The 19,997-nt window shown below is 66.2% G+C and carries 19 protein-coding genes and 1 pseudogene; 6 read left to right on the top strand and 14 right to left on the bottom strand.

Translation table 11 applies throughout. The features are described 5' to 3' along the window. Nucleotides 1-27: 27 nt before the first annotated feature. The 5 genes from KW835_RS15315 to KW835_RS15295 form a co-directional block, all read right to left on the bottom strand. Entirely contained in the window at nt 28-966 is a 939-nt protein-coding gene (locus KW835_RS15315) for a fasciclin domain-containing protein (RefSeq protein WP_218383834.1), read from the bottom strand. Between the two features lie 60 nt (nt 967-1,026). Continuing rightward, nucleotides 1,027-1,482: a fasciclin domain-containing protein gene (locus KW835_RS15310; RefSeq protein ID WP_218383832.1), complete on the bottom strand. Its 456-nt coding sequence runs from the start codon at nt 1,480-1,482 to the stop codon at nt 1,027-1,029. A 167-nt stretch (nt 1,483-1,649) separates the two neighbouring features. Beyond that, on the bottom strand, nt 1,650-2,072 hold the full coding sequence (locus KW835_RS15305; RefSeq protein WP_218383830.1) for a universal stress protein: 423 nt from the start codon (nt 2,070-2,072) through the stop codon (nt 1,650-1,652). Between the two features lie 122 nt (nt 2,073-2,194). Further along, complete coding sequence (locus tag KW835_RS15300) at nt 2,195-3,040, bottom strand: metallophosphoesterase (protein WP_218383829.1); 846 nt, start codon at nt 3,038-3,040, stop codon at nt 2,195-2,197. 32 nt (nt 3,041-3,072) lie between these two features. Beyond that, nucleotides 3,073-4,032: a LysR family transcriptional regulator gene (locus tag KW835_RS15295; RefSeq protein ID WP_218383828.1), complete on the bottom strand. Its 960-nt coding sequence runs from the start codon at nt 4,030-4,032 to the stop codon at nt 3,073-3,075. 137 nt (nt 4,033-4,169) lie between these two features. Here KW835_RS15295 and KW835_RS15290 point away from each other — a divergent pair, with 137 nt between their 5' ends. Beyond that, entirely contained in the window at nt 4,170-4,610 is a 441-nt protein-coding gene (locus KW835_RS15290) for a hypothetical protein (RefSeq protein WP_218383827.1), read from the top strand. 184 nt (nt 4,611-4,794) lie between these two features. Here the strand turns inward: KW835_RS15290 and KW835_RS15285 are convergent, their stop codons facing one another. From KW835_RS15285 to KW835_RS15255, 7 genes are all read right to left on the bottom strand, one after another. Then, nucleotides 4,795-6,666: a phosphoenolpyruvate carboxykinase (GTP) gene (locus KW835_RS15285; protein WP_218383826.1), complete on the bottom strand. Its 1,872-nt coding sequence runs from the start codon at nt 6,664-6,666 to the stop codon at nt 4,795-4,797. Between the two features lie 489 nt (nt 6,667-7,155). Then, a complete protein-coding gene (gene queC / locus KW835_RS15280) occupies nt 7,156-7,863 on the bottom strand; it encodes a 7-cyano-7-deazaguanine synthase QueC (RefSeq protein ID WP_218383825.1) in 708 nt (235 codons plus the stop codon). A gap of 104 nt (nt 7,864-7,967) precedes the next feature. Further along, complete coding sequence (locus KW835_RS15275; protein ID WP_218383824.1) at nt 7,968-8,117, bottom strand: hypothetical protein; 150 nt, start codon at nt 8,115-8,117, stop codon at nt 7,968-7,970. A 132-nt stretch (nt 8,118-8,249) separates the two neighbouring features. After that, the gene (locus KW835_RS15270) at nt 8,250-9,449 is read right to left on the bottom strand and encodes a threonine ammonia-lyase (protein WP_218383822.1); all 1,200 of its coding nucleotides are present in this window, start codon (nt 9,447-9,449) and stop codon (nt 8,250-8,252) included. 403 nt (nt 9,450-9,852) lie between these two features. Further along, nucleotides 9,853-11,754: a DNA helicase RecQ gene (gene recQ, locus KW835_RS15265; RefSeq protein WP_218383820.1), complete on the bottom strand. Its 1,902-nt coding sequence runs from the start codon at nt 11,752-11,754 to the stop codon at nt 9,853-9,855. A 267-nt stretch (nt 11,755-12,021) separates the two neighbouring features. Beyond that, nucleotides 12,022-12,372 carry an RNA-binding protein gene (locus tag KW835_RS15260; protein WP_218383818.1) on the bottom strand — a complete coding sequence of 117 codons (351 nt, stop codon included), beginning with the start codon at nt 12,370-12,372 and terminating at the stop codon, nt 12,022-12,024. 118 nt (nt 12,373-12,490) lie between these two features. Further along, nucleotides 12,491-12,700, bottom strand: coding sequence for a hypothetical protein (locus KW835_RS15255; protein WP_056163424.1), 210 nt, complete (start codon nt 12,698-12,700; stop codon nt 12,491-12,493). A 322-nt stretch (nt 12,701-13,022) separates the two neighbouring features. Between KW835_RS15255 and KW835_RS15250 the strand changes: the two genes are divergently transcribed. The 4 genes from KW835_RS15250 (at nt 13,023) to KW835_RS15235 (ending at nt 18,195) form a co-directional block, all read left to right on the top strand. After that, on the top strand, nt 13,023-14,087 hold the full coding sequence (locus KW835_RS15250; RefSeq protein WP_218383816.1) for a homocysteine S-methyltransferase family protein: 1,065 nt from the start codon (nt 13,023-13,025) through the stop codon (nt 14,085-14,087). A gap of 170 nt (nt 14,088-14,257) precedes the next feature. Then, the gene (gene ttcA, locus KW835_RS15245; RefSeq protein ID WP_218383807.1) at nt 14,258-15,208 is read left to right on the top strand and encodes a tRNA 2-thiocytidine(32) synthetase TtcA; all 951 of its coding nucleotides are present in this window, start codon (nt 14,258-14,260) and stop codon (nt 15,206-15,208) included. Nucleotides 15,209-15,244: 36 nt separating this feature from the next. Next, nucleotides 15,245-16,684, top strand: a complete 1,440-nt coding sequence (gene yegQ / locus KW835_RS15240; RefSeq protein ID WP_218383805.1) for a tRNA 5-hydroxyuridine modification protein YegQ — start codon at nt 15,245-15,247, stop codon at nt 16,682-16,684. A 143-nt stretch (nt 16,685-16,827) separates the two neighbouring features. Next, the gene (locus KW835_RS15235; RefSeq protein ID WP_218383803.1) at nt 16,828-18,195 is read left to right on the top strand and encodes an SH3 domain-containing protein; all 1,368 of its coding nucleotides are present in this window, start codon (nt 16,828-16,830) and stop codon (nt 18,193-18,195) included. Between the two features lie 106 nt (nt 18,196-18,301). Here the strand turns inward: KW835_RS15235 and KW835_RS15230 are convergent, their stop codons facing one another. Both KW835_RS15230 and KW835_RS15225 read right to left on the bottom strand, forming a co-directional pair. Beyond that, entirely contained in the window at nt 18,302-18,607 is a 306-nt protein-coding gene (locus tag KW835_RS15230; RefSeq protein WP_218383802.1) for a hypothetical protein, read from the bottom strand. A 151-nt stretch (nt 18,608-18,758) separates the two neighbouring features. Next, on the bottom strand, nt 18,759-19,403 hold the full coding sequence (locus tag KW835_RS15225) for a hypothetical protein (RefSeq protein ID WP_218383800.1): 645 nt from the start codon (nt 19,401-19,403) through the stop codon (nt 18,759-18,761). A 257-nt stretch (nt 19,404-19,660) separates the two neighbouring features. Here KW835_RS15225 and KW835_RS15220 point away from each other — a divergent pair. After that, nucleotides 19,661-19,997: pseudogene (locus KW835_RS15220) on the top strand (hypothetical protein); the annotation flags it as partial.

Here is a 19,997-nt window from a genome sequence, read left to right as displayed (position 1 = left end):
CCCTCCAATTGCGCCGCGCCCCGTCCGTCACTTGGGCAGAATGACTTTGTCCACTGCGTGGATCACGCCGTTGCTCGTGAACACATCGGCCGCGACGATGCGGCTGGTGCGCATGTTTTGGTCGGTGATGACCAGGCTGGAGTTGATCGTGAAGGTCTGGCCCTGCACGGTGGTGATGGCGGTGTTGAAGGGCACTTCGGCCTTGAGCACCCGCGCAGGGACCACATGGTAGGTGAGTACCTGGGTCAAGAGGGTCTTGTTGGCAAGCAGATCGGCCTTGCTCACGCCCAGCTCCGTCAGCAGACTGGCGAAGGCCGCGTTGGTGGGGGCGAAGACTGTGAACGGGCCTGCCGCCTGCAGCGTGCCCACCAGCCCGGCAGCAGCTACCGCTTCGACCAGGATGCTGAAGTCCGGCAGCGCCGACGCAGTGGCCACGATGTCCTTGTCGGCAGGCAGCAGCACACGGTCGATCAGGTGCACCACGCCGTTGCTGGCTTGCAGGTCGGTGCTGGTGATGGTGCTCACGCGGTTTCGGCCATCCGTGATCTTGAGGCCGTTGGACGCCTCAATCTTGAAGAAGCCGCCCGATACGGGCGCAATGGCCTTGCCCAGCGGTACATCGGCCCGCGCCACCTTGCTGTTCAGCACGTGATAGGTCAGCACGGCCGTGAGCAGCGGCTTGTTGGCCAAAAGTGCTTCCTTGGTGGTGCCCAGCTCGGTCAGCAGCGCGGCAAATGCTGCGTTGGTGGGCGCGAACACGGTGAGTGTGCCCGTGCTCAGCGTGGGCGCCAGGCCCGCAGCCACCACGGCTTCCACCAGGATGCTCAGCTCGGGCGTGTTTTGCGCCAGCTCGACGATGTTGGGCTGGGCGTCATCATCGCTTCCGCCGCAGGCCTGCAGCAGGGTGGTGCTGGCGCCCAGGGCGGCAGCCATCAGAACGGTGCGGCGATTGAATACTGTGTTCATGGCGACGTCTCCTCGTGATGGAACGGATGGATCAATGAAAAGAGCGGGTGCATGGCGCACTTACTTGGGCATCAGCACGGTATCGATCGCATGAATCACGCCGTTGCTGGCCGGCACGTCGGTCGCGGTGACCTTGGACTGGTCCACCATCACGCCCATGCTGGTGGACACGGTGAGTTCCTGGCCCTGCACGGTCTTGACCTTGCCGGCCTTCACATCCTTGGCCATGACCTTGCCGGGCACCACGTGGTAGGTCAGTACCTTGGTCAATGCGGCCTTGTCGGCCAGCAGGCCGTCCAGGGTGGCCTTGGGAATCTTGGCGAATGCTTCGTCAGTGGGCGCGAACACCGTGAACGGGCCCGGGCCCTTCAGGGTGTCCACCAGCCCGGCTGCCTGCACGGCTGCGACCAGCGTCTTGAAGTTGCCGGCCTTCACGGCGGTATCAACGATGTCCTGCGCCATGGCGCTGAAGGTGGCGCCAGCGGCCAGGGCGATCACGATCAAGGTCTTCTTCATGGGTCGTTCCTCTCGGTTTCGATGGAAATGACACGCCAAGATGGGCGTGGCGCGAATGTATTACCAATTGGTCTTAAAGTAAACCAATTGGTTATTCTGAAACCGATCGGTAGATTTTGGGCAAAAAAAAGCCCTGCCGTGGCAGGGCTGTGTTCGGGTGTGGCTGCTCAGCGTACCAGCAGCACTGGCACCTTGCTGTGAGCAAGCACTTGGGTGGTCACCGAGCCCATGACCAACGTGGCGAGGGCGCCGTGCCCGTGGGAGCCCATTACCAGCAGATCGAACTTGCCAGTATCCGCCACCTTGGCGATGGACTCACCCACTGCCCCCACCTTGACGCTGCGCTTGGCGTCGATGCCATGGCGGCCAAGGAATTTGCACACTGGCGCGAGGATCTTGTCGGCCTCTTCGGCGTGGTAGCTGTCCACAACCTCCTTGCCCAGCGCGGACCGTGCACGCGCCGGCAGCGGGGCCTGCACGGTGAGCACCGTGTACTGATGGTTGCCGCTCAGCAACTCCTCATGGGTGGCGAGATAGGCCAGCATTTTCTTGGTGTAAGCACTGCCATCGACAGCAAGCAGGATGTTCATGGTTTGTTCTCCGAAAAGATGATGGGTCCAGACTACCGTGCGCGGATTCCTGTTGTCTTGACCTGGGTCATGCTTTTTCTTCTGCGCTGCTCGGCGGGGGGCACCGAAGCCCCGCCCACCCATCATACGGTGACACAGAACTGCGGGCGGAAGGTGGCCTGTTCTCCCTTGCGGGCATAGCCAAGCGGATTGGCCACCACGCGGCATTGCCATGGCGTGCCGTCGGCGCGCACGCCCTCGGCCACGTAGTCGCTGGGCGCGTGAAGGTGGCCGTGCAGCCATAGCGTGGCCTGGGGCAGCAGCGCATCGAGCGCATTGCAAAAGCCTGCAGTGCCGGGCACCAGCCCGTAGCGGGGGTCTGAGCTTCGGAGGCTGGGCGCAAAGTGTGTGACCACCACAGTGGGGCCGTCGAACGGCGCGGCCAGCGCTGCGGTGAGCCAGGCTTGGCTGGCCAGCGCCTCTTCGCGCATGGGTTCGGCAAGGAAGAGCTCGCCCTGGCGCGTCCCCCCGGTCTTGCGCAGATAGAAGTTGGCGGCTCGGAACGCCTTGTCGCGCTGCTTCAGGCGCCGTGTGATGTCGGTCGTGCCCTCGTGGTCTGCCAGGGCATCGAAGTCGCTCCAGAGGGTGGCTCCGACAAAGCGCACGCCCTGCAACCGCAGTGTTTCGCGCTCCAGCCAGTGGATGCCCAGACGCTCGCAAGTGCGCCGCAGTCGGTCATGGGCCTCGTCGAAATCCTGGGCGTCGTACTCGTGGTTCCCCGGCACGAAGATCACCGGGGTCGGCCACTGTGCGTACTGCGCCAGTGGCGAGAACCGTGCCAGGCCGAAGTCGTCGTCGACGAGCTGGGAGCCTGCCTGGTAGGAGCCCACATCGCCAGCCAGCACCAGGACATCGGCGCCGGGCGCGGGTTCGGGCTTGAAATGCGGGTGGACTTCCAGGTGCAGGTCGGACAGCAGTTGAATCTTCATGGAGCCGGCAGTCTACGTCTTTGCTCCGATCCTCAGGCTTCAGGAAAGGTCCGCCGCGCTGACCGTGCCAGTGCCTGCAGCAGCCACGTCATGGCGGTCTGCTGTGCGCTGCGTCGGCGCCACAAGGCGTCCACGTGCACCGGGGGAACGTCCAGCGGCAGGGTGCGCTGCACCAGCGCATCGGCGATGCCGGTCACCGGTACGAAGTGGCGCGGCAGCACCGTGAGCAGGTCCGAGCCCGACACCACCCGCCCGGCGGTGAAGAACTGGTTCACGGTGATCACGACCTTGCGCTCGCGCCCGAGCGATGCCAGCGCCTCGTCGATGAAGCCGAAGGGCCGGCCCGAGAAACTCACCAGCATGTGGCGGGCCTCGCAGTAGGCATCGAGTGTGAGTGGCGCGTTGGCCAGCGGGTGGCCCTGGCGCATCACGCACACGTATTCCCCGTCGTATAGGCGCCGGCTCTCGAAGGCGACCGCATCGCCCGACTGCGCCCGGGCCGTGAGGTCGGCCAGCACGGCCGGGAAGTAGCCGACGGCCATGTCGGCGGCTTCGTCGTCAAGCAGGCGCCGAGGGTCGCGCGTGGTCAGCGGCAGCACGCGGATGGCGATGCCGGGGGCTTCGCGCTCGATGATCTCCACCAGGGCGGGCACCAGCGTGGCGGCCGTGGCGTCTGCCATGGCCAGCACGAAGGTGGATTCGGCCGTGGCAGGGTCGAACCGCCCGGGAGCGAAGGATTCCTGCAGTTGCGCCAGCGCCTCGCGCACGGGCGGCCACAGAGCCAGCGCACGCGCTGTGGGCTCCACGCCCTGGCCGCTGCGCACCAACAGTTCGTCGCCCACGACATCCCGCAGGCGGCGCATGGCATTGCTCACGGCCGGCTGGGTGATGGACAGCTTGTGCGCCGCGCGCGTCAGGCTGCGCTCAGCCATCACCTCGTCGAAGACACGCAGCAAATTCAGGTCCAGCGAGCGGAAGTTCAGGGGGGTCACGGCTGCTCCAAGGTGAAAACATCACCATTGTGAATATCCATGATTCAAAATATAAACTTGAATGCGCAAAGGGTAAACCCTAATATCACCCCATCGCCCGGCAATCTCGCCACAAGCGTTAGAAAAGGGAAACCGAAATGACTACCTTCGCACACGTTGACTACCCCACCGAACACCTTGGCGTTGTACGCGCCGAAAATGCCGCCGCTGCTCTGAAGCGCGCTGCCTCCAGCTTCGACAGCGCCCGTGGCGCTGCCACCCTCCTGCTCGCCGCCGTGGTGTCCGCACTGCTGGTGGTCGCCCACCAGGTGATCGACACCTGGACCGAAGGCCACCTGCTGGCTGCCTGGATGGTGCTGTGGCTGGTGGCCTTTGCTGCCCTGGCGCTGTTGACCTCGCCTGCCCGCCGTGCCAGCGCTGCCCTGCGTGTGGCTGGCCAGACCTTCACCGAAAACCGCCGCCGCGCTGCCGAAGACCAGCGCACCTGGCAAGTCGCCATGAAGGACCCCCGCATCATGGCGGAACTGAATCACGCCATGGGCATTGCCACGGTGAACGATATCCGCAAGTACTACTGAGAAGGATGGCGCGGCCAGGCCGCGCGCGAACCCCTTGAAAGCCGTGGCGCTCATCGCGCCACGGCTTTTTTTGCGCCCGGCCGGTTCCTTGCGCCGGGGCTGCGCGGCGGGCGCAAAAAAACCGCCCGGCCAGACGACGGGGCGGTTCTCCTGAGTGCCAACGGCCCCGCGGGGCCGGGGCCCGTCAGACAGCCAGGCGCTTTTCCAGGGCGGCCTTGGTATCCAGCAGCGCCTTGGGCAGGTGGTAGGCCAGCTGTTCGAAGTGCGCGTCGTGCAGCTTGAACTCTTCAGCCCAGGCGGCCTTGTCGATGTGCGTCACGGCCTGGAACTGCTGGGCGCTGAAGTCGATGCCCGTCCAGTTGATCTCGGCGTACTGGGGCGCCACGCCGAACATGGTCTCCGTGCCCTGGGCCGTGCCTTCGATGCGGTCGATCATCCACTTGAGCACGCGCATGTTGTCGCCGTAGCCGGGCCAGACGAACTTGCCGGCCTCGTCCTTGCGGAACCAGTTCACGCAGAAGACCTTGGGCAGCGGCTTGCCGGTGGCGGCGATCTTGCCTTCCATGCTGAGCCAGTGCTGGAAGTAGTCGCTCATGTTGTAGCCGCAGAACGGCAGCATGGCGAACGGGTCGCGGCGCACCACGCCCTGGGCGCCGAAGGCGGCGGCGGTGGTCTCCGAGCCCATGGTCGCGGCCATGTACACGCCTTCCGTCCAGGTGCGCGCTTCGGTCACCAGCGGCACCGTGGTCGAGCGGCGGCCGCCGAAGATGAACGCGTCGATCGCCACGCCATTGGCGTCGTCCCACTGCGCATCCAGCGCGGGGTTGTTGCCTGCAGCCACGGTAAAGCGCGAGTTGGGGTGCGCGGCCTTGGCGCCGGTTTCCTTGGCGATCTGGGGCGTCCAGTCCTTGCCTTGCCAGTCGATCAGGTGGTCGGGCAGCTTGCCGGTGTCCTTTTCCATGCCTTCCCACCACACGTCGCCGTCGTCCGTGAGGGCCACGTTGGTGAAGATCACGTCCTTGTCCAGGCTCTTCATGCAGTTGGGGTTGGTGTGCATGTTGGTGCCGGGAGCCACGCCAAAGTAGCCAGCTTCGGGGTTGATGGCGACCATCTTGCCGTCGGCGTTGGGCTTGATCCAGGCGATGTCGTCACCGATGGTGGTGACCTTCCAGCCGGCAAAGCCAGCCTCGGGCGGCACCAGCATCGAGAAGTTGGTCTTGCCGCAGGCGCTGGGGAAGGCCGCAGCCACGTGGTACTTCTTGCCGGCGGGGTTGGTCACGCCCAGGATGAGCATGTGCTCGGCCAGCCAGCCCTGGTCGCGGCCCATGGTGGAGGCGATACGCAGGGCCAGGCACTTCTTGCCCAGCAGCGCGTTGCCGCCGTAGCCCGAGCCGTACGACCAGATCTCGCGCGTTTCGGGGTAGTGAACGATGTACTTGACCTTGGGGTTGCAGGGCCAGCTGGTGGTGTCTTTTTCGCCGTCAGCCAGTGGGGCTCCCACGGTGTGCATGCAGGGCACGAACTCGCCTTCCACGCCCAGCACGTCGTACACGGCCTTGCCCATACGGGTCATCAGGCGCTGGTTCACAGCCACGTAGGCGCTGTCGGTGAGCTCCACGCCGATGTGGGCGATGTGGCTGCCCAGCGGGCCCATGCTGAAGGGCACCACGTACATGGTGCGGCCCTTCATGCAGCCGTCGAACAGGGGCTGCAGCGTGGCGCGCATCTCGGCGGGGGCCATCCAGTTGTTCGTGGGGCCGGCGTCTTCCTTGGCGGCCGAGCAGATGTAGGTGCGGTCTTCCACGCGGGCCACGTCCGAGGGGTCGGACCAGGCCAGGAAGCTGCCGGGGCGCTTGGCGGGGTTGAGCTTCTTGAAGGTGCCTGCGTCGACCAGCTGCTGGCACAGGCGGTCGTACTCTTCCTTGGTGCCGTCGCACCAGTAGATGTTCTCGGGCTTGCACAGAGCGGCCATGTCGGCCACCCAGGCGAGAAGCCGGGCGTTCTTGACATAGGTGGGGGCGTTGAGATTCAGGCCCTGCATGGTGGGTGCGTTCATCGGGGAGCTTCCTAAGTTGAAAAAACAGTTTTTTCAAAGGAAGCGAACCGGGTGGAACGCGGCTAGGCCTGGCGCAGTTGCGATGCTGAGCGCTGCCTTTGAAAAAACGGCTTTCGTGCTCAGTCGGCGGGCGGGCGCAGTGTTCAGCCCCACGGCGTGGCGGCTATTCCACGGAGTCCGCGGGTCGGCTGGGATGTCAATTTTATGAATCTGCCGCCCACTTGTCTGTCAGACTCGCCCCAAAATTATGCAAAAGATGCATGGGGTTATGTTGTCAATGCGCCGTTGTCAGGGAGTCCCGGCAAGAAGCAGCACCCTTGGAAACTGGCGCCCCCAAGGCCAGTGCACCCGTGGAACTGGCTCTGCCAGGCCACGGGGTGCGTCCCCCTTCAGGGGCTGAGGCCTGCGGCTCCAAGCCTGCCTGCGCAGGCTTGGACAGGCCGAAGAGGCCGCGCCTCTGGCGCGCGCTACCGAGGCGCCGCAGGCGACTCAGGGGGTCTTCTCTCCACTCCAGCGCTCATACCCGGCCTTGCGCAATTCGCAGGCGGGGCAGGTGCCGCAGCCATGCCCCCAGGCATGCAGCGTGCCGCGCACGCCGTGGTAGCAGGTGTGCGATTCGGTGATGATGAGGTCCACCAGCGCGTCGCCGCCCAGGGTGCGGGCCAGCTCCCAGGTGTCGGCCTTGTCCAGCCACATGAGCGGCGTGTCGAAGGTGAAGCGCTGCCCCATGCCCAGCGACACGGCCACCTGCAGGGCTTTGAGCGTGTCGTCGCGGCAGTCGGGGTAGCCCGAAAAATCGGTTTCGCACATGCCGCCCACCAGGGAGTGCAGGCCGCGCCGGTAGCCCACCGCAGCGGCCAGGTTGAAGAACAGCAGGTTGCGCCCGGGCACGAAGGTGTTGGGCAGCCCGGCGGCGGTCATCTGGATCTCGGCATCGCTGGTCAGCGCCGTGTCGCTGATGTGGCCCAGCACCGCCAGGTCCAGCATGTGGTCTTCGCCCAGCCGCTCGCGCCACTGTGGAAAACGCTCGCGCATCTGCGCCAGCACCGTCTGGCGCGCCTGCAGCTCCACATGGTGGCGCTGACCGTAGTCAAAGCCGATGGTCTCCACATGGGCGAATTGCGTGAGCGCCCAGGCCAGACAGGTGGTGGAGTCCTGGCCACCGGAGAAAAGAACGAGGGCGTGTCCGGGTCGCATGGCAGGGCTCCTGGCGTGGGGTGTGGCGATAGGGGTGGGGACGGGCCTGCCGAGGGCAAAAAAAAACCCCGCAGCGCGGGGCTCTTGGCGGCGTTCCGTGTGGCTCAGGCCATGTACACGGCGATGAAGGCCAGCAGGAAGATCAGCACGCCGCCCACCACGGGCAGCACAATCGGGGCCACGTGGACCACGTTCTCCACGGGGTCGTGGGGGGGGGGTTCTGCGGGTGCGTGTGCTGTGCTGTGTTCGGACATGGGGCGGCTCCAGATGCTTAAAACTTGCGCAATTCTAGCCGCGAGCGGCGCACACTCCAAACCGCGGGACCGGCTTCGCCGTGCCGCAGAGGATCACGCTTGCACAAACCCCTGCCCATCGCCGGCAGGCTCTCAGATCAGCGCAGCCTCCATGCCCGCCTGGCGCAGGCGCGCCAGCACGTCGTCGATGTGCGTCTTGCCCCGGGTCTGCAGCACCAGCTCGATCTCCACGTTCTGCGCCGCCAGCATGGTGAAGGCGCGCTGGTGGTGCACTTCTTCGATGTTGGCGCCAGCGTCGGCCACGGTGGCCGTGATGCGCGCCAGCACGCCGGGCACGTCGCGCGCGCTGACCTTGATGCGCGCGAGGCGCCCCGAGCGCACCATGCCGCGCTCGATGATCGCGGCCAGCAGCAGCGGGTCGATATTGCCGCCGCACAGCACCAGGCCTACGCGCTTGCCCTTGAATCGCTCGGGGTGGCGCAGCAGCGCGGCCAGGCCGGCAGCGCCAGCGCCTTCGACCAGGGTCTTCTCGATTTCGAGCAGCATCAGCACGGCTTGCTCGATGTCGCCTTCGTCCACCAGCACCAGGTCGTCCACCAGGCGCTTGATGATCTCCTGCGTGATCTTGCCGGGCGTGCCGACGGCGATGCCTTCGGCGATGGTGGATGTGCCCTGCGGGTGGCTGGTGCCTTTGACGGCATTCACCATGGCCGGGAAGCGCGTGGTCTGTACACCCACGATCTCGATGCCCGGCTTGACGGCCTTGGCTGCCGTGGCCACGCCCGAGATCAGCCCTCCGCCACCCACGGCGATCACCAGGGTGTCGAGGTCGGGCACCGCCTGCAGCATCTCCAGCCCCAGCGTGCCCTGCCCGGCGGCGACGCCTTCGTCGTCGTAGGGGTGCACGAAGGTCAGTCCCTGCGCATCGGCCAGTGCGTAGGCGTGGGCCCGAGCCTCTTCCAGCGTGTCGCCGTGCAGGACGACCTCGGCCCCGAAGCCGCGCGTGCGCTCCACCTTGACCCCGGGAGTGAAGCGGGGCATGACGATCACAGCCCGCAGTCCCAGCCGCTGCGCGTGGTAGGCCACGCCCTGCGCGTGGTTGCCGGCGCTCATGGCGACCACGCCGCGAGCGCGTTCCTCTTCGGACAGCAGCGTGAGCCGGTTGCACGCGCCGCGCTCCTTGAAGGAGGCTGTGAACTGCAGGTTCTCGAACTTGAGGAACACCTGCGCGCCCACGATCTGCGAGAGCGTCTTGGATTCGACACAGGGGGTTTCCAGCACCTGGCCTTGCAGGCGGGTGGCCGCGTCTCGGATGTCTTGTAGGGTGAGCATGCGCCATTGTGGCGCAGCGTCGCACGGCCGCTCATGCGGCCTTGTGCGGCATGCGAAAACCCGTTCTGCCCACGCTGCGAAGAAGAGCGTCTGCCTGCCTGCGGCACTTGTTGCACACGGCACTGCAGGGCTGTTTCACCCTCTTCCCTCGCGAGAAAGGGCCGTGGCAAGCGGGGGCAGCCGCAAAGGTGCGCATGTTGCATGCGTGAGCAGCCCCTGTCGCTCGCCCGTCAAGCGCGAATAGCTATCAAAACCATAGTGCTTCAACGCCGGGTAGCACACGCGAATCACGTTTCATCCGCGGAACACACCGCGCCGCCCACCGGCGGCGTGCCAAGGCAGGCCCGGGTGCAGGGCTTTGAAGACTTAGAGCTGCGCCGATCTGGGGGGCCTGGCCGCAACGCTACTGCGCGCAGACCCGCAGCACTTCGGCCCCATAGGCGTCGAGCTTCTTGGCCCCCATGCCGCTGATGCCCTGCAGGTCATCGAGCGTGGCCGGATTGCGCTCGGCAATGGCAGCCAGCGTCGCGTCGTGAAAGATCACATAGGCCGGCAGGTTGTGCTCGCGCGCCACCTCGGCGCGCCAGGACTTGAGGTTGATGAAGCGCGCCTGCGCATCCGGTCCCAGGTTGGCCGCAGCGGCGGGGGGGGCGCTGCCGGTGCTCTTGCGGGTGCGTGTGCGCTTGGGCGTTGTCGAAGCGGTGGATTCGCGCAGCTGCACCGGCATCTCGCCCTTGAGCACGGGGCGCGAGCCTTCGGTGAGGCTCAGGGTGTCAAAACTATGGCCGCTCTCCAGCATGACCTTGTGCAGGCCCACGGCGCCCGTGGCCAGCAGCTGGCGCAGCACGCCGCGCAGCTGCGCCTCGGAATAGTCCCTGCCCACGCCGAAGGTCGAAAGCTTGTCGTGGCCGAACTGCTGCACCTTTTCGGTGTCCTTGCCGCGCACGATGTCCATGATGTGGCCCGTGCCGAAGGTCAGGCCGCTGGCCGCGTGCACCCGGTAGATGGTGGACAGCAGCTTGCGTGCGGCGTCCGTGCCGTCCCACACGGCCGGTGGGCTGATGCAGTTGTCGCAATTGCCGCAGGGTGTGGACCGCTCTCCGAAGTACGCCAGCAGCCGCACGCGGCGGCAGTCGGTGGCCTCGGCCAGTGCCAGCAGCGCGTCGAGCTTGCCGCGCAGCGCCTGCTTGAACTCCTCGCCCGCGGGGCTCTCGTCGATCATGCGGCGCTGGTTGACGACGTCGTTCAGGCCGTAGGCCATCCACGCGTCGGCGTTCAGCCCGTCGCGGCCCGCGCGGCCGGTCTCCTGGTAGTAGCCCTCGATGTTCTTGGGCATGTCCACGTGCGCCACGAAGCGCACGTCGGGCTTGTCGATGCCCATGCCGAAGGCGATGGTGGCCACCATCACGATGCCTTCCTCGCGCAGGAAGCGGTCCTGGTTGTGCTGTCGCACCTTGGTATCGAGGCCCGCGTGGTAAGGCAGTGCGGTGAGGCCCGCATCGCACAGCGTGGCGGCAAGCTCCTCCACGCGCTTTCGGGACTGGCAGTAGACCACGCCCGCTTCGCCCGCATGCTCGCGTTCGATGAAGCGCAGCAGCTGCGTGGTGACGTCCTTTTTCTCTTCGATGTGGTAGCGGATGTTCGGGCGGTCAAAGCTGCTGATGAACAGCCGTGCGTCTTCGAGTTGCAGCCGCTCGATGATGTCCGCGCGCGTGAGATCGTCGGCCGTCGCCGTGAGCGCAATGCGCGGCACGCCCGCGTAGCGCTGGTGCAACACCGTGAGCGCCCGGTATTCGGGGCGGAAGTCGTGGCCCCATTGGCTCACGCAGTGCGCCTCGTCGATGGCAAAGAGGCTCAGCACGCCCTGCTGGTACAGGTCGTCCAGCAGGCCCAGGAAGCGCGGCGTGTTCAGCCGTTCGGGCGCGGCATACAGCAATGTGATCGCGCCCGTCTGCAGGCGCAATTCCACGTCCTGCGCTTCGTCGTAGCTCAGCGTGGAGTTGAGGAAGGCCGCCTCCACGCCCGCTTCGTGCAGAGCGCCCACCTGGTCATGCATCAGCGCGATCAGCGGCGATATCACGATGGTCACCCCGCGCCCCTGCTGCTGGCGCACGATGGCCGGCACCTGGTAGCACAGGCTCTTGCCGCCCCCGGTGGGCATCAGCACCAGCGCGTCGCCGCCGCCGATCACATGCTCGACGATGGCCTGTTGCGGGCCGCGGAATTGCTCGTAGCCAAAGACGTCCTGCAGGACGGTGTGCGCAGGGGATTCGCAGAGGGCGGGGGACGGGCGTGTGGACGACAACGGATACTCTGAATTTGATAGCTGTCAGCGCTTTTGTATCAAGCGTGAGAGGCCAATTGAATCAATACTTCGCGGCAGGCGCGCCTGTCGGCGAAGGGGCTATTGTGCGCCGGGCACTGTGCGCGCCCCAACGGCGGGCGCCAGGATCAGCGCTGCCAGGTACCCCGTGGCCCCCGGCCGCTGCGCAGCGGCTCGCGCGGCGCCCTGGACGGGACGAAAAAAAACCGGCTCCATAGAGCCGGTCTTCAGGGCACGGGGTGACCGTGCTCAGTAGCGGCCGCCGCCGAAGCCGCCGTTACCGTAGCCTACGTCCGAGCGCTTGCCGGCGGTGTAGCCTGCCTCGCTGTAGCCACCCGCGCTGCGGTTGTCTTCGCGGGGGCGGGCCAGGTTCACGACGATGGAGCGGCCATCGACCGACATGCCGTGCAGCGCGGTGATGGCGGCCTGGGCCACTTCGGCGTTGGCCATTTCGACAAAGCCGAAGCCCTTGGAGCGGCCGGTTTCGCGGTCCATCATGACGCGGGCGGAGGACACGCCGCCGTACTCGGCGAAGTTGCTCTGCAGGCTCGAATCGGTCACGGAGTAGGGCAGGTTGCCCACATAGATCTTGGTGCTCATGGGAGAGTCTTTCTAAAGGATGGCGCGCAGCGAAGGGCGTACCGTTGGGGCGGGTGTGCGGACCGGAAGGAGCCCGCAACCACGGGGGAGGCGGATGGAATCTGCAGCGTGCAGACCATCAGCACATCGGAGGGTGCGGCATGCACGCCTGCAGCCAGCCCTGGGTGACTGCAAACAGCCGGGCGGCTTCGCGCGATGCAAAGACCTTGTCAAAACGGAACACGCGGCAATAGCTGCCCTTGCTCTCTGAACGATGGACCGAGAAGGAGGCGCGAAAGCGGCCGCAGTCGGTCGGATGTGTCGCGGGCGAAACGACGTACTTGCCCATGGAAATGGCGGTCTTTGAAATCTGGTTCATTCGGGATCGCAGGCGGAACATCGGCCTGCGTGAGCATCAAGGGACTCGGCGGGCTGCAGCTCTGGCAGACCCACTGGGGCGACACATGTCGCACAACGCACCTGCAGCGGCAAAGACGTGTTGCTAGCGGTCTTTGAGCAGGCGTTGCTGCGGCGGCGCGGCTCGGAAGCCGTGACTGCAGCAAGGCAAATTATATCTCACAGGAATTTAAAAGTCGATCAATATTCTTGATGGTTCTAAAAAACCCCTTGCATTCCGCCCTGCAAGCCCCGGCTTTCTACAATAGGAGCCTATGCAAGCCCTTCACTACACCCGCGCCGCGCAGCTGCCCGACATCCTTGCCCAACGCATCGTCATCCTCGACGGCGCCATGGGCACCATGATCCAGCGCTTCAAGCTGGGCGAGGCGCAGTACCGGGGCGAGGGCTACAGTGGCCCGGGCGCAGCAGGCGAGCGCTTCAAGGACTTTGCGTACGACGTGAAGGGCAACAACGAGCTGCTCTCGCTCACCCGGCCCGACGTGATCAGCGACATCCACGAGCGGTACCTCGCCGCCGGCGCCGACCTGATCGAGACCAACACCTTCGGCGCGACCACCATCGCGCAGGAGGACTACCACATGGCCGAGCTGGCGCGCGAGATGAACCTGCGCTCGGCCCAGCTCGCCCGCGCCGCCTGCGACAAATACAGCACGCAGGGCAAGCCCCGTTTCGTGGCCGGCGCCCTGGGCCCCACGCCCAAGACGGCCAGCATCAGCCCTGACGTGAACGACCCGGGCGCGCGCAATGTCGACTTCGAGCAGCTGCGCGCCGCGTACTACGAGCAGACCGAGGCGCTGGTCGAAGGCGGCTGCGACGTGCTGCTGGTCGAGACCATTTTCGACACGCTCAACGCCAAGGCCGCGCTGTTCGCCATCGACGAGTACTTCGAGAACAGCGGCCAGCGCCTGCCGCTGATCATCAGCGGCACGGTGACCGACGCCTCGGGCCGCATCCTATCCGGCCAGACCGTGACCGCCTTCTGGCACAGCGTGCGCCACTCGCGCCCGCTGGCCATCGGCCTGAACTGCGCCCTGGGCGCCACGCTGATGCGCCCGTACATCCAGGAGCTCAACCGGGTGGCCGAGGACACCTTCATCAGCTGCTACCCCAACGCCGGCCTGCCCAACCCCATGAGCGACACCGGCTTCGACGAAACGCCCGAGATCACGAGCCGACTGGTGCACGAATTCGCGGCGGAGGGGCTGGTCAACATCCTGGGCGGCTGCTGCGGCACCACGCCGGACCACATCGGCGCCATTGCCAAGGCGGTGGAGACCGTGCCCACGCGCAAGATGTTCTACCCGGCCGAAGCCTGATGTTCGAATGAAATCGGCGGCTACCGCCTGTCCGTACACCGGCGGCAGCTATAAAAATAGTAGCGACTGACAACCACTGCCTTGCGGTGGCGCATTGCCGGGCGCCTGACTCTGCGGCACCCTTGCGCCTTCGGCTTTTCTTTTGCCCAAAAACCCGGCCTGCTCTTTACATGTCCGAACCCGCCACCCTCCTTGAAACGCCTGCTGACGCCCACAGCCCACAAGAAAGTGCAGCCGCCGAGAAAGCCGCTGCCTACGCCGCGCTCAAGCTCGAAAAGCGCCTGGTGCGCCAGGTCAGCCAGGCGATCGCCGACTTCGGCCTCATCGAGGATGGCGACAGGGTCATGGTGTGCGTCTCCGGCGGCAAGGACAGCTACGCGATGCTGGACGTGCTGCGCATGCTGCAGCAGCGCAACGGCCACAAGTTCGAGCTGATCGCCGTCAACCTCGACCAGAAGCAGCCCGGCTTTCCGGCCCATGTGCTGCCCGACTACCTGGCGAAGGTGGGCGTGCCCTTCCACATCGAAACGCAGGACACGTACAGCGTCGTCAAGGAGCACATCCCCGAAGGCAAGACCATGTGCAGCCTGTGCAGCCGCCTGCGCCGGGGCATCCTGTACCGCGTGGCTGACGAGCTGGGCTGCACAAAGATCGCGCTGGGCCACCACCGCGACGACATGCTGCAGACGTTCTTCCTCAACATGTTCTTCGGCGGCAAGCTCAAGGGCATGCCGCCCAAGGTGCAGAGCGACCGGGGCGATCACCTCATCATCCGCCCGCTGGCCTATGTGGCCGAGGACGACCTCGCGCGCTGGGCGGACATCCGCGCCTTCCCCATCATCCCGTGCACGCTGTGCGGCAGCCAGGAGAACCTGCAGCGCAAGCAGATCGGCCAGATGCTGCGCGACTGGCAGCAGCTGTACCCCGGCCGCATCGAGAACATGGCCGTGGCGCTGCGCAACCTGGTGCCCTCGCACTTCATGGACCCGCGCCAGTTTGACTTCAAGGGCCTGGTACCCAACGGCGTGCAGGACGCCGATGGCGACAAGGCCTTTGACGCCGAAGAGTTTCCTGCGCAGGCCGTGGGCATGCTCGGCGGCCTGCCCCTGATGCCGCGTTGAACCTGACTCCTGACGATTTTTAGATTGGGCCACCCCATGACCATGCTCAAAGCCCCCGAACTTCTTTTGCCCGCTGGCTCGCTCGACAAGATGCGCGCCGCCTACGACTTTGGCGCCGACGCGGTGTACGCCGGCCAGCCGCGCTACTCCCTGCGCGCGCGCAACAACGAGTTCAAGCTCGAGCAGATCCGCCAAGGCATCGGCGAGGCCCACGCACGCGGCAAGAAGTTCTTCGTCACCAGCAACCTCATTGCGCACAACGACAAGATCCGCACCTACCTGCGCGACATCGAGCCCGTGATCGACTGCCAGCCCGACGCGCTCATCATGGCCGACGCGGGCCTGATCATGATGGTCAAGGAGAAGTGGCCCGAGCAGGTGGTGCACCTCTCGGTGCAGGCCAACACCACCAACTGGGCGGCGGTGAAGTTCTGGCAGAAGATGGGCGTGGAGCGCGTCATCCTCTCGCGCGAACTCAGCCTCGACGAGATCGAGAAAATCCGCCAGGAATGCCCCGACATGGAGCTGGAGGTCTTCGTGCACGGCGCGCTGTGCATCGCATACTCGGGCCGCTGCCTGCTCAGCGGCTACTTCAACCACCGCGACCCCAACCAGGGCACCTGCACCAACGCCTGCCGCTGGAACTACGCCACCCATGACGCCGACATCGACCCGACCACCGGCGAAGCCATTGCCCGGAAGATGGAGGGTGACTTCAACTTCGAGGCCGCGCAGCACAAGGCAGAGCAGGCTTTTGCGTCCACCACCGGCAGCGGCGAGCGCCACCCCAAGGCCGACAAGGTCTACCTGATCGAAGAAGCCGGCCGGCCCGGGCAGATGATGCCCATCATGGAAGACGAGCACGGCACGTACATCATGAACAGCAAGGACCTGCGCGCGGTGGAGCACGTGGCGCGCCTGGCGCAGATCGGCGTCGATTCGCTCAAGATCGAAGGCCGCACCAAGAGCCTGTACTACGTGGCCCGCACCGCCCAGGTCTACCGCCGCGCCATCGACGACGCCGTGGCCGGCCGCCCGTTCAACCCCGAGCTGCTCATCGAGCTCGAAGGCCTGTCCAACCGCGGCTACACCGGCGGCCTGCTGGAGCGGCGCCCCAGCAACGACTACCAGAACTACATCAACGGCCACTCCACCACACAGCGCAGCCAGTTTGTGGGCGAAGTGCTGGGCGCCGAGGGCCTGGCTTCAGCGGGCCTGAGCGGTGACTGGGTGCAGGTCGAAACCAAGAACCATTTCGCCGTGGGTGACCTGCTGGAAGTGGTGCACCCGAGCGGCAACCTCACGCTGCGGCTCGCGCAGATGCGCAACGTGGACGGCCAGAGCATCGCCGTGGCGCAGGGCAACCCGGTGCGCGTGTGGATACCGCTGCCCGCCCGCTACGCAGGCGCGCTGCTGGCCCGGGTGGTCGAGGCGCAGCCGCCAGCTGCAGCGCCCGAACCCGCATTGGCAGTCTGACGCGGGGCGAGCCACCCCATCCGTTCACGCTGAGCCTGTCGAAGCGCCGCGCGAGGCTTCAACAAGCTCAGCCCGAACGGATGTTTCAAGTGCAGCAATGTTGATCAGTCGGTTGGATCAGTCAGTCACGAGGGCGCGGACACATGAAGACGATTTCTGACGGCCTGCAACGCCTTCTCTGGGCCACGGCGGCGATCATGCTCGCTGGTGGCAGCGCAGGCGCGCAAACCCCCACCGTCGCGCCCGCCCAAACACGCTACGTACAAGGCTCCTGGGTCAACCTGCGCGACGCCGCCCAGCCCCAGGCCCGCGTGGTGGCCCAGGTGCCCGCCAACACCGTGCTGGAGCAACTGACCGAGCGCGACGGCTGGTGCGCCGTGCTCTACCGCGGCGACCCGCGCCTGGGCCCCGCGCTGGCGGCGCCGGTGCAAGCCCATGTGTCGTGCCAGCTGCTGGCCGACCAGCCCCTCACACTGGCCCGGGCGGGCAAAGACGCCGCCCGCTCCTTCTGGGTGGCACCGTCGCCCAACCGCCTGCGGGCCTACGGCAACGCCTTGCCCCGGCCGGCATCGCTGCAGATCGCGGCGCTGGCCAAGACCCATGCGCTGGACGCACCGGTGGTGTACCCCCAGCGCCCCGAATGGGAAGCTGCCAAGAAGCTGATGCGCGCCGGTGTGCTGTTGCGGCCCGAGCAGGAGATCGACCGGGGCGCACCCGTCAACCCGCTCGCCGATGTCCAGCTCGCCACCCGCGCGGTGGACCACCTGCCGGCCGTGGCGCCCCTGGCCACACGGCCGGTGCTGCCCGCCATCACCCCGTCGTACTTTCGCAGCCACGACAGCGTGGCCCTGCTGCACGAGACCGATGCAGACGGGCTGGCCGCCGTCGCCGGCACGCGCATCAGCGTCATCCCCACCGGCACACCCGTGGGCCGATTTGCCCGCCACAGCGGACCCGAGATCGAGTACGTCACGGGCTTCTGGGACGTGGGCACGGCAGACCAGGCATTCGCCCCGCCGCTCACCGTGTACGCCATCGCCCAGCAGGGCCTGGTGGGCGCGCACGCCGTGCGCCAGCGCATGTGGGACATCAGCAACGATGCCCACTACTGCGGCGGCCACTACCCCGGCCGCGCGTTCAACGACCCCGGCGAAGAAGCCCAGCCCGTGCGCGGCTACGCCAAACTCTCCGACACCGCCGACGTGCTGGCCCGCCTGGTCGTCCCCGGCAAGCTGCCGCCGGATGCCGTGAAGGTGCGCTCCACGCGCTACGCCACGAGCTGGACGATGCCCGCCGACCCACCCATCCGCGACAAGCCCCAGCGCAAGAACACCGCCGTGACGGTGCACGAGATCGACGTGGACCGCGACAGTGTGGCCGACATCCTGCGCATCGACGTGCCCGCGCCGGGCAGCATGAGCTACGAGCCTGTCTTTGAATGGCGGTGGTACCTGAACATCAACGGGCAGTGGTTCAGGGCGGGTCATTGGGTGGATCAGGAGTGCACCTGAGCGGTGGTGCTGTCGGCCAGGAGCACGCATCCCGTGACTCTAGAAAGAAGCCGCCCTCACAGGCCAAGTAAACGACACGCAGATTGAGCCTCCGCCTGGGTGCAAGCTAAATTTCCTGCCTGCTTCGCCACCAATAGATCGGAAAGAGCAATGGACCTACTGTCCAGAAGCCTGTCAGCCAAAGAAACCTGGCCCAAATCGGCAGCTTTTTATCACGGCAGGCCTGCACGGAAAACACAAAGGATCCAATGAACACTGGCGTGACCAAGACCAGCCACCACCATTTCGCTAGAACGTGGCCCAGCGCTCCACTTGCCTCAAACGAGGGTATTTGATCGTTTCCGAAAGCCATCAATGCCCCGAGGAGCAGGATCGGGTATATCGCAAGAGCGGCTTTCAAAGAGGAGCTCATTCTTCCTCCAACATGTCCATTGCGTTTAGCTGCTCCAGTAAGCCCGGGGACTGAACTTGCCTTCGGGTTAAAAGACTGCTTAGCGTCATTCTGGGGGCTGACAGCTCAGGGTCCAAAGCCATTGGCGATTGGGGTATCACAGGACTTCGTCTCACCGCAACCGCGGCTGCCGCAACAAAGCTGCCAGTACCAGCGCCTCCGCCACGACCTCCAGTGGCTCTTCCAAAGTAGCCATCAACTCCGGCAACTCCGGCAGCCACGCCCCCTGCGGCTGCACATTCGGCCACTGGTCCACCGCAATCGCCAGTAGCCCCGCCGCAAAGCCGGTCCACAGCCAGCCACGGGTACTACGGTGCGACAACGCCCCGTGCAGCCACGCCAGCGTGGCCAGGCCCACCCAGGCCACCGCGAGCATCGGCGCCTCGCGCACTGCGGCCCACCGGCAGGCGTCGGTCCATTCATGGCAGCGAAACTTCCACAGCTCGTGCAGCATGAACTGCTCGTCCAGCGCCAGCGCGCCGAAGGCCAACGTGAGCCACACGCCCAGCCGCCACGGCAGGCAGCGTTCGGCGGTCAGGCGCAGTGCGGTGATGCACAGCGTGAGCAGCAATGCGCTCGACAGCCACGATGCGGGAGAGTTGTCGGAGCGGAAGGCGCGCTCCCAGCCGGGCGCAAAGACCCAGGCGCTGAGCAGCAGGAATGCCAGCACCGTGCCCAGCAGCGCTGGCGCAACCCACGGGTGGGGCGCGGGGCTGAAGGCTTGAGGGGTGTGTGGCGCGGTGGGGTGTGAAGACATGGCCGTTGGATGGGAGGGCTGTCACCGACACCGTGTGGTGCGGAGCAGGCACAGCGGATTCTGAAGCAAGAACGTGCCGCACTGCGCTCTGGTTGAGCGCCAATTGCTATAAATCCAATAGCTGTATGCCTTGAGAGCGTGAACGCTGGCCGATCGGATGCGGTGGTGGCGGGTGGAGCGGCAGCCGTGGATCGCCGCCCACCCTGGTCAGGCTGCAGGAATCGCTACAGAATCCACCATCCCCCCGCATCCTTGGCATGGCCCTTCCCATCGACCCCTCCCGCAGCGCGCTCCCGCCCGTGGCCCAGTTCCTGGCCGAAGCGGCGCTGCAGCGGCAGACCTCGCTGCTGGGCCTGGACAAAGCACCTGCCGTGCATGCGCCGGCTGGGGCCGATCCGGCTGCGCCGCCTCCGACCGCGGGCTCGCCTCCGTCGCCCACCAGCCCGCTGCCCATGCCGGCCGACAAGGCCAGCATCTCGGCGCAGGCGCGCGAGCATTTGGGGGCCGGCTTCGACCCCCGGCGCGGTGGGGCCGATGCCGCGCAGGGCGGTGTCAGAGCCGGCGCCGCGCCGCTGCGCATGCCCGCGCCGCCGC

The sequence above is a fragment of the Acidovorax sp. sic0104 genome (assembly GCF_019219095.1).
Taxonomy (GTDB): domain Bacteria; phylum Pseudomonadota; class Gammaproteobacteria; order Burkholderiales; family Burkholderiaceae_C; genus Acidovorax.
Note: the sequence above shows the minus strand (reverse complement) of the source record. Positions and strands in the feature narration are given on the sequence as shown.